Consider the following 12,440-nt stretch of genomic DNA (forward strand, 5'->3'; position numbering starts at 1 on the left):
TAACAAGAGGCAAGTGTAAATCAATTGATTTTACACTTGCCTCTTGTTTGGTTTTTGGAGTGAAAAGGGTATGAAAAAAGTTATGGTGCCCTATTGAGAGCAGAAGAGAGAAAAAAGGGAACGCAAGAAGAGGAATGGTGCCCTTTGAGAGCAAACACAAGAAAAAAGGGAACGCAAGAGGGGGAATGGTGCCCTTTTGAGAGCAAACACGAGAAAAAAGGGAACGCAAGAGGAGGAATAATGCCCTTCCAAGAGCAAACGATATAAAAAAGGGAACGCAAGAAGACAAAGGAAGCCTTCTGAGAACAAAAGAGTGTAGAGCCGAAATCAGCTAAGATCATTTCAGCCCTCATGATGAAAAAACAGAAAGGTATTTTCAAAAAAATGAAACTTTTTCAAATAAAAACTCGTCTAAATATAGAGAGAGAAAAAAAGGCGGGGTTAGTTTTGATTAAGAAGGTAGTCGTTTTATTATCATTCGTTTTGTTGTTGGGTGCTTGCCATCAACAGACTGTAGATGAAGAAGAAGTTTTTTCCGTTTATAATGAATTTTTATTACATATTCATGAGCTATTCGCTTATCACACGTATGAAGAGGAAAGTTACTTTAACGAGAGGTATCATTCAGAGGATGAATTGAGGGAATTTTTAGGGAGCTTTATGACAGAGGATGGAATCGAGCAGTTGTTAGAAGATATTTACGTTCAACAGGATGGACGTTATGTTTATCGCGATCACTTTCAGTCACTCTTAAAAGATGATGATCTTTCTTATTATGAAGTAACAAAACAAACCGTGTTTAATCCAGGATTACGTATGGTTATGGTTGATGACTTGCATATCTATGAGTCTGATGGCACTGTTGAAATGAAAGCCGATCAAGTTCCTGTTCAATTTTATTCAGAGGAAAGTTCTTATGGAAAAAGTCAATTTGGGGACCTTGGATATCCGGCAGTTGATTATGTAAGTGTACATGTAGCACTTGTTAAGGATAATGAGGAGTATTTAATTAGTCGATTCGAGGTAAAATCATAAAAAGACACTAGGTGATCTGTAAATCCCTAGTGTCTTTCTATTTAAGCAACTTGGTTCGAAAATGATTTCCCTCTTCTTTGGTTCACGGCAAAATAAATCCTTGATGAAAGAACGGCGGCAAAAAAGGTTAAAATGATGTCTTTTACAGCCGGAGCTGCCATCCAAGCCCACACGACTTGATAACTAACAGCTTCTAATCCAGTAAGAAATTGAAAAGCATAATACATATAATGAGTTCCCACTACATAGTTAATAATAAGACCGACAAAACAAGCTACGAGAAAGGTAGCGAGTGTTTTTCTTTTGCTTTTTTCGATAATAAGGCCTGTCACAAAAGCAACCATAATAAAAGAAAGTAAAAATCCAAATGTCGGACTTACTAATGTGCGTAGTCCTCCTGAAAATTGAGCAAAAACAGGGAAACCGACAAGTCCAATAAGTAAGTAGATAATCATAGCAAGAGACCCCATTTTGCTACCAAGCAAAGCGCCTGCTAGTATAGCAAATAACGTCTGCATCGTAATGGGAACGGATCCAATGACTAAAAAGGATGTTAAATTTGCTCCAATTGCCATTAAGGCTGCAAACATTGCAACAAGAACAAGATCGACGGTTTGAATTCTTCGTTTAACTGTAGACATATGTTCACTCCTATTTAAAAGTAGTTAACAATAGAATAATAAGGAAAAAAGTTATTGTCAACAACTTTTGCATAAACGGTTAACAAAAGAAGGTCACATGTGCATTTTTGTTACGATCAGTCTATAATTAGTAGTATGAAAGAAGGGGGTATTATTTTATGGTAGAACGTCCTGCGGGGTTTTGGGTACGTTTAGGAGCAACTATTCTTGATGCGATTGTCGTATCAGGTACCATTTTTATTATTGCTGCGATTGTAGGGATTGGATCAGATACAAGAGAGATTCTTGATGGAGCTGGTAATTTACTTTATTCCATTCTTCTTCCGGTATTATGGTATGGGTATACAGTAGGGAAAAGGCTACTCGGAATTCGGATCGTAAAACTAGATGGAAGTGATGTTGGTTTCGGAACAATGCTTTTGCGAGTCGTTGTGGCCGGATTTGTTTATGCGTTGACGTTAATGATTGCCTTTATCGTCAGTGTGTTCATGGTTGCGTTTCGAAAGGATAAGCGAAGCATTCACGACATGCTAGCTAAAACATATGTTACGTATAACAAACCAGATGACGTAAATCCGTACCAAGAATCCTAATGATAAAAAAAGTCTAATCCTCCATGATCATCATGCGTTAGGATTAGACTTTTTTATTGGAAGAACAGGCTTCCCATTTTATTTTACAGACTCTTTTAATTGCTTTCCTGCTTTAAATGCTGGTGTTTTTGTTGCAGCGATATCAATTTCTTCACCTGTTTGTGGGTTTCGTCCTTTTCTGGCAGCTCGTTCGCGAACCTCAAAGTTTCCAAAACCAATGAGTTGGACTGTTTCCCCTTTTGATAAAGACTCCTCGATTAATTCAAATACAGCATTGACAGCGCTACCGGCATCTTTTTTTGAAAGTTGTGTACGTTCCGCAACAGCTTGTACAAGTTCCGTTTTGTTCATTCCCTGTCATCTCCTCATTCATTAAAATTCGCCTTGCATTCTGATACCATCCTGCCCCAAATTAACTGGATTATACATGTAGCTGGTAAATTTTTTTTAGAAATAAAACAATCGACGTGTTTCCTTATTTTTCAACACGCTTCTGATTTTGCAACATATAAAGAGTTGCATTAATTTCGCCTCCAATGACGAGCATTACTCCAGTTAGAAAAAACCAGAGCATGAGAATAATAACCCCCCCAAGACTTCCGTATGTTGCAGTAAAGTTACCAAAGTTGCTCACATATGTCGCAAACAACGCCGAGATGACCTGCCATCCTACCGTTGCGGTCACGGCACCGATAATGACTTGTTTAAATGATAACCTTACGTTAGGGGCAAGGGAGTATAATATCATTAAAACAAAAGTCATTAGTCCAATCCCAATAATCCAACGCAATGAATTTAGGATTTGAGCCGTTTCGTGAGGAAGGAAGAAATACGTTTCTAAAGCATGAATAATTACATTACCGAAAACGGGAAGTAACAACGTAATCAAAATCGTTACGATCATCCCGATTGTTAAAAGGATTGATAGGAAACGTAGCTTTATGAAGTTTCTCGTTTCTTCGATATTGTAGGAACGGTTAACGGCTCGAACTAATGCGTTGATCCCATTGGATGCAGACCAGATCGTTGCAAGTATCCCGAACGAAACAAGTCCACCTTGAGGTTCGCTAATGACCTCCAAAATGGTTGTTGAAAAAAGATCGGCTAAGTCTTCTGGTACATAATCATTGATAAAGGAATAAATGGTATCAAGATCAAAATGAAAATAAGGTATAAGAGCAAGTAAGAAAATAAGCAATGGAAAAATGGAGAGCATGAAATAATAGGCAAGCGTAGCTGCCCAGTCTGGGATAGGGTCAGTTTTTAGCTTATGGTAGAACAGCTTAAAAAAAGAGTTTTTTTGCATCAGTATCTCCTTTTTCTTCGTTTTATTACTACTAGTTCCCCTCTTTAAGGTTCTCCAAACTTGTGTATAATGAAAAGGGCAAGTTATTTGGTGATTAGAACAAGAAAGGGTGTGCGAATTTTGACTTATAAAGCAGATGAGCCCAAGTTTCTATGGATTCTTTTATTTGTATTAACCATTACGTATGCTTACGCATTGGAATCAGTAGTGTGGACCTATATTGCCTATGGGCTTTCTTTTATCTTTTTTGCAGCATTGACGTTACGTTATCGATTAGAAGTGAAAGAAGAGCAATTCATCCACACCATTCAAGTGTTTGGGTTTTCTTTGTTGAAACGGACTATTCATGCAAATGATATTGAGAAAATAACCATCATTTATTTAGGAAAGAAAACAATCATTCTTCTCCATCTAAAGAAGAAGTTAAGAATAAAACTTCAGCGCTTTTCACCAGAGGGGATTGATCAACAAATGATACAGTTTGCTGAAGCGAACAACATAGAGGTTGAGAATCCAAATTAAAAGATGCTGGGTCTAACATTTTTTCGTTAGACCTTTGCTATGTTTTCTAAAAATAACGTTGACGGTGTAACATTAGCCTTTAATACTTCTTCCATAAAGGCAAGCGCATAATTGTTTTTCTCTTCGGTGTTTGATGCGACACAATCTTTAGGAACAAATAAGTTATAATCACGCATGTACGCGTCATTTGCTGTAAATTGAACACACATATTCCCCGCAACCCCTGTGATAATTAAAGAATTGACACCTAAATGCTGAAGCAATAAATCTAGTGGGGTAGCAAAAAAACCGGAATATTTAGGTTTCAAAATGAAATAATCATCTTCTTCAGGTTTCATTACTTCTGCGATCGGCTTACCACGAACACCTTCCTGTAGACAGTGTGAGACAAGATGTCGGAAGTCAGATTGCCATTTCCCATAGTTGTCATTTACATAAATGACCGGAACCCCGTTTTTCTTTAGGGTGTGTTTTAAATGGGCAATGTTTTGGGCACTTTCTAATGCAAAAGGAAACAATTGGTACCCGCTTGAAAATTCAAGGTCATTAATCATATCAATAATTAGTAGCGCATACTGTGGTTCAGATGATGGCATCGGTTTGAACCCTCCCACATGAAAGGTTTTAAATGTTTGAATAATATGAAAAAGGTAATTCGATACGGTTGCTCGGTATGTTATGATAAACCAAATGAATCGATACCATACGTTTATTTGTAGAGGAGAGAGAGAGTATGAATGAGAAAACTTTGGAAGTGTTGCAGATCATCGAAGGAAATGGACGTGTGACGGTCGAGACCCTCGCTAAAATGGTTGATTTATCTGAAGATGAAGTGAAAGCAATTTTAAAAAAGCTTGAACAGGAAAAGGTTATCTTAAGTTATTCAGCTGTGATTGATTGGAGCAAAGTGGAACGACAAGAAGGTGTAACAGCTGTTATTGATGTAAAAGTTACCCCGCAACGTGGAGTAGGTTTTGATGAAGTAGCTGAACGAATTTATCGTTTTCCAGAAGTGAAAGCTTTGTATTTAATGTCAGGTGCATATGACCTCTCCGTAGTCATTGAAGGAAAAACGATGTCTGAAATTGCTCGCTTTGTTTCAGAAAAACTTTCGACGATTGACACTGTTATTTCAACGACTACTCATTTTCAATTAAAAAAATACAAACACGATGGGGTTGTCTTTGATCAGGGCGAAGAAGACCAACGAATTGTGGTGACACCATAATGTCTAACATTCAAACGAATTCACGATTATCACAACGTGTGCAAACCATTAAACCTTCTGGCATTCGTCGTTTTTTTGATTTGGCATCCAAGATGGATAATATCATTTCGTTAGGGGTTGGAGAACCTGATTTTATTACCCCTTGGAATGTTCGTGAGGCAAGTATTTCATCATTAGAACGTGGTTTTACGGCTTATACAGCAAATGCTGGATTGATTGAATTGCGTAGAGAAATATCTGCTTATATGAGCAAACGTTTTTCCGTTCAATATGATCCAGAAGAAGAAGTATTGGTAACAGTTGGCGCTAGTGAAGCGATTGATATTGGGATGAGGGCGATTCTAGATCCAGGTGATGAAGTCATCATTGTTGAACCAAGTTTCGTTTCGTACGTACCTCTTGTTCAAATGGCAGGAGGAGTCCCTGTTTCAGTTGGAACGTATAATCAAGACGAATTTAAAGTGTCGGCTAAGCAGATTGAAGATGCGATTACCCATCGAACAAAAGCTCTAATGTTATGTTTTCCGAGCAACCCTACTGGGGCAACAATGAACAAAGCAGAATTACGTGAAATTGCTGAGCTTGTAAAGCGACATGATTTACTGGTCTTTTCAGATGAAATCTACGCAGAGTTAACGTATGATGAAGATCCTGTTAGCTTTGCTTCCTTGCCAGGAATGAAAGACCGAACCATTTTGATTTCAGGTTTCTCAAAAGCCTTTGCGATGACTGGCTGGAGCTTGGGTTTGTTCTTGCGCCACCTGACTTATTAGCAGCAATGTTAAAGCTTCATCAATACAGTTTAATGTGCGCACCTTCCATGGCGCAGCACGGGGCGTTAGAAGCCTTAAAAAATGGCATGGATGATATTGAGAGAATGAAGCAATCATATAAACAAAGACGTAATTACATTGTGAAATCTTTTAATGAAATAGGGTTGACTTGCCATTTGCCTGGTGGTGCTTTTTATGCCTTTCCTTCTATACGAGAAACCGGTCTTACATCAGAGGAGTTTGCTGAAAAATTGTTGTTAGAAGAACGAGTAGCTGTTGTTCCAGGTCATGTTTTTGGTGCAGGGGGAGAGGGGCATATTCGCTGTTCTTATGCGACTTCCATGGATAACCTTGAACAGTCAGTAGAAAGACTGGATCAATTATTGAAGAGGTTACGTTAAGCCCCAAAATAATACTTTTCAGGGGATTAAGCGCATCTCGAACAATCAAAAAAACAGGCAAGAGCTGATGCTCTTGCCTTAATTCGTAGGGGGAATACGATTGTAATAGCCATTATGGCCACTAGAAATGTTTTTATACATATTCGTGAAAAATAAATTGCGTTTGTTTTTATAAAGGAAAAAAGGTAAGATGCACTTATCACTTCGGAACGATGTTAAGCATTTAAGAAAGAGGGATTTAAAAAATGAGTCATGATACATTTTCTTTTCAAACGTTGCCACAGTTTTTAGCGGAAGCTTTAAAGAATCAAGGTGTAACAGAACCAACGGATATTCAAAATAAAATGATTCCTGAGGCACTCGAGGGACAAAGTTTAATTGCTCGTTCACAAACAGGAACAGGAAAAACACTTGCGTTTCTTTTACCTGCTCTTGCTAAAATTGATCTACAGACAAAAGGTCTGCAAGTTGTTGTACTAGCCCCAACCCAAGAACTTGCCATGCAAGTTTATGAAGTCGCGCAAAGTTTAACGAAAGCAGAACCAATTGAAATTGGGTCATTTATTGGTGGAGCCAATATACATCGTCAAGTAGAAAAGCTTAAAAAGAAAAAGCCACAGCTTGCAATCGGAACACCTGGTAGGTTGCTTGAGTTAATTGAAATGAAAAAATTGAAATTACATGAGGTAAAAGTTGTTGCAGTTGATGAGGCGGACCGTATGATGGCGGAAAAACCTTCGTGGGAAGCGACGATGCAAATTGCGAAACGAGCAGGAAGAGATACGCAATTTTTATTCGTTTCAGCTACGATTCCAAAGGATTTTTCTGAACAAGTAGCGGATGCTGCTCCTTTTGTCGTTCAAATAGAAGCAGAAGGAGGTCTATTGCATACGGAACAAGTGAACCACTTATTTATACGTGTTGATACGAGAGATAAAATCGATACAGCTAGAAAACTAATTCATGCTGAGAAAATTGAAAAAGGAATTGTTTTTGTAAACCAATTAGATAAAGTGGCTGAAACAGCAGAGAAATTCTCTTATAAAGGAATTCAGACACTAGCCTTATCTTCAGATCAAGGCAAGCAAGCACGTGAACATGCGCTTCAATCATTTCGAAAGGGAGATACGCATATTCTTGTCGCAACGGATGTAGCAGCTAGAGGGCTTGATGTGGAAGATGTGACACATATTATTCAATTAGATCCTCCTGCTAGCCCGGATAGTTATTTGCATAGAGCAGGACGTACTGGTCGCATGGGAAAAAAAGGGAAAGTCATTACGTTCATCGATCGGAAAGAAGAGTATAAATTAGAGAAGTACAAAAGAGAGTTAAGGATCGAGTTAGAAGAGAGTTTTCTTGCAAAAGGACAATTACAGACGAAATAAGGGGAAGGGTTGTTTCAATGTCTTTAATATCGGGTAATGATCTTGAGGTGTAGTGTTCACTCAATGTTCCAACTCGGAAAAACATCAAAGATTTGAGACAACCCTTTTTCTTTTAACACGATAAAAAAAGGGATAAAAGAGTTTTTTTGCGTAATGTCTTTAGGTATGTTATCATTAAAAGGTTAAAAATTATCTAGGAGATGTATGTATATGTCAAATTATGAAGTAGGCAATATCGTAGAAGGAAAAGTTACAGGCATTAAGCCGTTTGGTGCTTTCGTAGCTCTTGATGAGAAAAAGCAAGGACTTGTTCATATTTCAGAAGTAGCACACGGATTCGTTAAGGATATCAATGATGTTCTTAAAGTAGGAGACGAAGTGAAAGTGAAAATTATGAATGTAGAAGAGGAGTCTGGAAAAATCTCACTTTCAATCCGTGCAACACAAGAAGCTCCTGAGCGTCCAGCTCGTCCGGCTAAGCCTCGTCCACAAGGAAATGCTGGTGGCGGCGGTCGTAAGCCACAAGTACAAAAGCAACAGCAACAACAAGGCTTTAACACTCTAGAAGATAAGCTTAAAGAATGGTTAAAGCAATCAAACGAAATCCAAGCGGACTTAAACAAGCGCGCGAAGAAGTAATATAGAAAAAGCACTCATTTGAGTGCTTTTTTTCTTTTTTAAATTGAAGAGGAATCTTTATATTATGGGTAACGTGCTTTTACCATGTCCGTTCCATTACGCTGCAGTCACTGGCTTTCCGCGGGGAGGTGGTGAGCCTCCTCGGCTACGCCTGTGGGGTTCTCACCCCTACCTCTATTTCCCGCAGGAGTCGAGTGGCTTCCGCTCCATTTCACTATGAGAATAATGTTTCTTCACATCAACAACTCTTTTAAAAACAATTAAATCCCCTGGCTCCGCGCGCCGTACGCCTTTTAAGAAGGACGCTTAAAAGGCTAAAAAGACAACGGCGGCTCCGCACAGGGTTTCAGTTATATAAAAAAGGTAAAGAGCAACCTTTTTTCCTTAGAAAAGAGGTCGATTAAAGAGTGGCCGTGGCTCCGCGCGCCGTACGCCTTTTAAGAAGGGCACTTAAAAGGCTAAAAAGACAAGGGCGGCTCCGTACACGGTTTCAGTTACATTAAAAAAAGTAAAAACCAACCTTTTTTAATGTAACTGAAAAGGATCTGACTCTCAAGAGAGGTCAGATCCTTATCTATTAACGCTGTGTTTCAGGAGCACGTTCAAGTTCTTCATCTGGTTTGAAAAGAATTGAAATACAATATAGACCTGCTAAACCAACTAGGGCATAGATAACACGTGAGAATGCTGCTGCTTGTCCACCGAAAATGGCTGCAACAAGGTCAAAACGGAAGAACCCGATTAATCCCCAGTTAATTGCACCAATAATCGCTAACACTAATGCTGTACGTTGAATACCGCTCACATTATTCACCTCCAGAAAGTATAGACACTTCTTCCTTTCCGTAAAGAAGGAAAACTGTCTTACACAACGCCATCTGTTGTGTCTCACCCTTTATGATGTTTATAAATTAGAGATTTATTCATGTTTGTAAGTGCCAATCGTTTACAATTCAAGTTGATTTGGTAATAATGAAAGATGAAAAGAGGAGGAGATAACATGGATCCATTTGTATTTCACAACCCAACAAAACTTATTTTTGGAAAAGGACAAAATGCAGCACTAAGCAATGAAGTCAAAGCGTATGGAAATAAGGTGCTCCTCGTTTATGGTGGCGGAAGCATTAAGAAGAACGGTCTGTATGAGGAAGTCGTTCAACAAATAAAAGAAGCAAACCTGGAGCTTTTTGAATTAGCAGGTGTAGAGCCCAATCCACGTTTAACGACAGTTAGAAAAGGGATTGAGCTATGTCGTGAACATAACATAGACCTTGTCCTAGCAGTAGGAGGAGGAAGTGTCATTGATGCGTCAAAAGCGATCGCAGTAGGCGCAAAGTCCGAAGCTGATATTTGGGACATTATTAAAAAGAAGGCACAGCCGACTGATGCATTGCCATTAGGCACAGTCCTGACACTTGCAGCTACTGGTTCTGAAATGAATGCAGGCTCGGTTATTACGAACTGGGAAACAAATGAAAAATTAGGATGGGGAAGTCCTTTTTCATTCCCGAAATTCTCGATCTTAGATCCGAAAAATACGCTATCTGTTCCAGAAGATCAAACAGTCTATGGAATGGTCGATATGATGAGTCACGTCATTGAAGCTTATTTTCACAAAGCAGACAATACGCCGCTTCAAGACCGCATCATGGAATCAATTCTCTTGACGGTAATGGAGACAGCTCCAAAGCTACTTGAGAACTTAGATGATGAAGAACACCGTGAGACAATTTTATATTGTGGAACGATGGCACTAAATGGCATTACACAAATGGGTCTACGAGGTGATTGGGCTACTCATAACATGGAACATGCTGTTTCCGCTGTGTACGATATCCCACATGCGGGGGGACTAGCGATTTTATTCCCTCACTGGTTACGTTATACACTTGATGAGCGGATAAGCCGTCATGTACAACTGGCTACACGTGTATTAGGAGTGGATCCTTCAGGGAAAACGGACCAAGAAGTTGCATTAGAAGGAATCGAGGCATTATCCAATTTTTGGTCTTCTCTCGGTGCGCCAAATCGTCTAGCTGATTACAACATTGATAATAGCCAAGTTGACAAAATGGCAACACTTGCATCCGATAGAGGTAAGTTTGGAAACTTTAAGTCGTTAGAAAAAGATGATGTTACAAAAATTCTAACAGCGGCCTTGTAAAAGTTGAGAACCTTTCCCTTCTTCGATTCGTAAAAGGGAAAGGTTATAAAAATAGACACCATTTCTTAAGCTGAGAACTTGATTCTTAGAGGAGCTTTCGATAAAGTGAAAGAGACATTACATAATTAGATGGAGGCTACAAGATGGAGAGAATACGTTTTGATTATTCGAAAGCGTTAAGTTTTTTTAGTCAACATGAAGTAGACTATATGCAAGGTGCTGTAACAGCAGCTCATGAGGCACTACATAACAAGACAGGTGCAGGAAGCGATTTTTTAGGCTGGATTGACCTTCCGAAAGAATATGATCGTGAAGAGTTTGCGCGCATTAAGCAAGCTGCAGAAAAAATCAAAAGTGACTCTGATGTATTACTTGTTATTGGGATCGGGGGATCTTACTTAGGAGCACGTGCAGCGATTGAAGCGTTGAATCATTCTTTTTACAACAATCTTTCAAAAGAAGAGCGCAAAACGCCGCAAGTTTTCTTTGTTGGACAAAACATTAGTTCAACATATGTGAAGGATTTATTATCTTTAATTGAAGGAAAAGACGTGTCAGTGAATGTTATTTCAAAATCCGGTACGACGACAGAGCCGGCTATCGCTTTCCGAATTTTCCGCGATTATTTAGAAAAGAAATATGGAGTGGAAGAAGCTCGCAAACGCATTTATGCAACAACAGATCGTGCAAAAGGTGCTTTAAAAACACTTGCGACAGAAGAAGGATACGAAACATTTGTCGTTCCTGATGATGTTGGCGGTCGTTTCTCTGTATTAACGGCGGTTGGGCTCTTACCAATTGCGGTAAGTGGCCTTGACATTGATGCAATGATGAAAGGGGCAGAAGCGGCTAGTGAAGACTTCTCTAACCCGAATTTAGCAGAAAATGAGTCTTATCAATATGCTGCTGTACGTAATGCTCTTTACAACAAAGGAAAAACGATCGAATTAATGGTTAACTATGAGCCTTCGCTTCACTTCGTTTCAGAATGGTGGAAACAATTATTTGGAGAAAGTGAAGGGAAAGACAGAAAAGGAATTTTCCCTGCTTCTGTTGATTTCTCTACGGACCTTCACTCGATGGGTCAATATGTACAAGATGGTCGTCGTGACATTTTGGAAACGATTATTAACGTTGAGAATGTTCGTGAGCATGTAACGATTGAAAAAGCAGAAAGCGATCTTGATGGTCTTAATTACCTTGCTGGTGAAACCATGGATTTCGTAAACAAAAAAGCATTCCAAGGCACGATGCTTGCTCACACAGATGGCGGGGTACCAAACCTAATTGTTAATGTTCCAGAGCTTAATGAATACTACTTTGGTTACCTTGTGTATTTCTTTGAAAAAGCTGTAGGAATTAGTGGATATTTATTAGGCGTTAATCCATTTGATCAAGAAGGCGTAGAAGCATATAAAAAGAATATGTTTGCTCTTCTAGGTAAACCTGGTTTCGAAAAAGAAAAAGCAGAGCTTGAAGCTCGTCTAAAATAAAAGCAAACAGCTGTCTTCCAAAAAGGCAGCTGTTTTTTGTTGTTTTTTGTGAATATTGCTGCTAAAAGAAAGGTTTCCTCAAAGTGGAAAGAAGCGCAAGCCGCTCGACTCCTGCGGAAATAGAGGGGAGCCACTGAGAAAGTGAATGTGTGAAAAGAAATCGTAGAAGAGTAACAATAAGAGTAACATTTTAAAGATAAGTAATAGTAGCAAAAGTAACCCTAGCAGGGGAATGACACGGAGACTCCTGCGGGAGC

13 protein-coding genes and 1 pseudogene are annotated in these 12,440 nt (G+C 39.0%); 9 read left to right on the forward strand and 5 right to left on the reverse strand.

The window, feature by feature from the left end:
• Window positions 1–447: 447 nt before the first annotated feature.
• Window positions 448–1,035, forward strand: coding sequence for a hypothetical protein (locus JCM9140_RS20370; protein WP_156314946.1), 588 nt, complete (start codon window positions 448–450; stop codon window positions 1,033–1,035).
• A 41-nt stretch (window positions 1,036–1,076) separates the two neighbouring features.
• Here JCM9140_RS20370 and JCM9140_RS20375 read toward each other — a convergent pair whose 3' ends face one another.
• Window positions 1,077–1,676, reverse strand: a complete 600-nt coding sequence (locus JCM9140_RS20375) for a biotin transporter BioY (protein WP_173585942.1) — start codon at window positions 1,674–1,676, stop codon at window positions 1,077–1,079.
• A gap of 158 nt (window positions 1,677–1,834) precedes the next feature.
• On the opposite strand from JCM9140_RS20375, the gene JCM9140_RS20380 reads away from it, so the two are divergent.
• Window positions 1,835–2,269 carry an RDD family protein gene (locus tag JCM9140_RS20380; protein ID WP_034750996.1) on the forward strand — a complete coding sequence of 145 codons (435 nt, stop codon included), beginning with the start codon at window positions 1,835–1,837 and terminating at the stop codon, window positions 2,267–2,269.
• A 78-nt stretch (window positions 2,270–2,347) separates the two neighbouring features.
• Here JCM9140_RS20380 and hbs read toward each other — a convergent pair whose 3' ends face one another.
• Both hbs and JCM9140_RS20390 read right to left on the reverse strand, forming a co-directional pair.
• A complete protein-coding gene (hbs, locus tag JCM9140_RS20385; RefSeq protein WP_034626555.1) occupies window positions 2,348–2,620 on the reverse strand; it encodes a non-specific DNA-binding protein Hbs in 273 nt (90 codons plus the stop codon).
• Window positions 2,621–2,744: 124 nt separating this feature from the next.
• The gene (locus JCM9140_RS20390; protein WP_052002435.1) at window positions 2,745–3,575 is read right to left on the reverse strand and encodes a YihY/virulence factor BrkB family protein; all 831 of its coding nucleotides are present in this window, start codon (window positions 3,573–3,575) and stop codon (window positions 2,745–2,747) included.
• A 120-nt stretch (window positions 3,576–3,695) separates the two neighbouring features.
• Between JCM9140_RS20390 and JCM9140_RS20395 the strand changes: the two genes are divergently transcribed.
• The gene (locus tag JCM9140_RS20395) at window positions 3,696–4,097 is read left to right on the forward strand and encodes a hypothetical protein (RefSeq protein WP_034750999.1); all 402 of its coding nucleotides are present in this window, start codon (window positions 3,696–3,698) and stop codon (window positions 4,095–4,097) included.
• Window positions 4,098–4,123: 26 nt separating this feature from the next.
• Here the strand turns inward: JCM9140_RS20395 and JCM9140_RS20400 are convergent, their stop codons facing one another.
• Window positions 4,124–4,693, reverse strand: a complete 570-nt coding sequence (locus tag JCM9140_RS20400) for a cysteine hydrolase family protein (RefSeq protein WP_034751002.1) — start codon at window positions 4,691–4,693, stop codon at window positions 4,124–4,126.
• A gap of 137 nt (window positions 4,694–4,830) precedes the next feature.
• On the opposite strand from JCM9140_RS20400, the gene JCM9140_RS20405 reads away from it, so the two are divergent.
• From JCM9140_RS20405 to yugI, 4 genes and pseudogenes are all read left to right on the forward strand, one after another.
• Window positions 4,831–5,325, forward strand: a complete 495-nt coding sequence (locus JCM9140_RS20405; RefSeq protein WP_034751005.1) for an Lrp/AsnC family transcriptional regulator — start codon at window positions 4,831–4,833, stop codon at window positions 5,323–5,325.
• Window positions 5,325–6,499, forward strand: a pseudogene (locus JCM9140_RS20410) (aminotransferase). Before JCM9140_RS20405 ends, JCM9140_RS20410 begins: the two are co-directional and overlap by 1 nt.
• A 245-nt stretch (window positions 6,500–6,744) precedes the next feature.
• Window positions 6,745–7,887 (forward strand): DEAD/DEAH box helicase, encoded by a 1,143-nt coding sequence (locus tag JCM9140_RS20415; RefSeq protein ID WP_034751008.1) that lies wholly within the window; start codon window positions 6,745–6,747, stop codon window positions 7,885–7,887.
• A gap of 210 nt (window positions 7,888–8,097) precedes the next feature.
• A complete protein-coding gene (yugI, locus tag JCM9140_RS20420; RefSeq protein ID WP_034751011.1) occupies window positions 8,098–8,526 on the forward strand; it encodes a S1 domain-containing post-transcriptional regulator GSP13 in 429 nt (142 codons plus the stop codon).
• A 577-nt stretch (window positions 8,527–9,103) separates the two neighbouring features.
• On the opposite strand, the gene JCM9140_RS20425 is transcribed toward yugI, so the two are convergent.
• Entirely contained in the window at window positions 9,104–9,331 is a 228-nt protein-coding gene (locus tag JCM9140_RS20425; protein ID WP_034751015.1) for a DUF378 domain-containing protein, read from the reverse strand.
• Window positions 9,332–9,526: 195 nt separating this feature from the next.
• On the opposite strand from JCM9140_RS20425, the gene JCM9140_RS20430 reads away from it, so the two are divergent.
• Together JCM9140_RS20430 and JCM9140_RS20435 are read left to right on the forward strand one after the other, a co-directional pair.
• Window positions 9,527–10,690, forward strand: coding sequence for an iron-containing alcohol dehydrogenase (locus JCM9140_RS20430; RefSeq protein WP_034751020.1), 1,164 nt, complete (start codon window positions 9,527–9,529; stop codon window positions 10,688–10,690).
• 143 nt (window positions 10,691–10,833) lie between these two features.
• Window positions 10,834–12,183, forward strand: a complete 1,350-nt coding sequence (locus tag JCM9140_RS20435; RefSeq protein WP_034751022.1) for a glucose-6-phosphate isomerase — start codon at window positions 10,834–10,836, stop codon at window positions 12,181–12,183.
• Window positions 12,184–12,440 lie beyond the last annotated feature (257 nt).

The organism is Halalkalibacter wakoensis JCM 9140, from assembly GCF_000513095.1.
GTDB classification, from domain to species: domain Bacteria; phylum Bacillota; class Bacilli; order Bacillales; family Bacillaceae_D; genus Halalkalibacter; species Halalkalibacter wakoensis.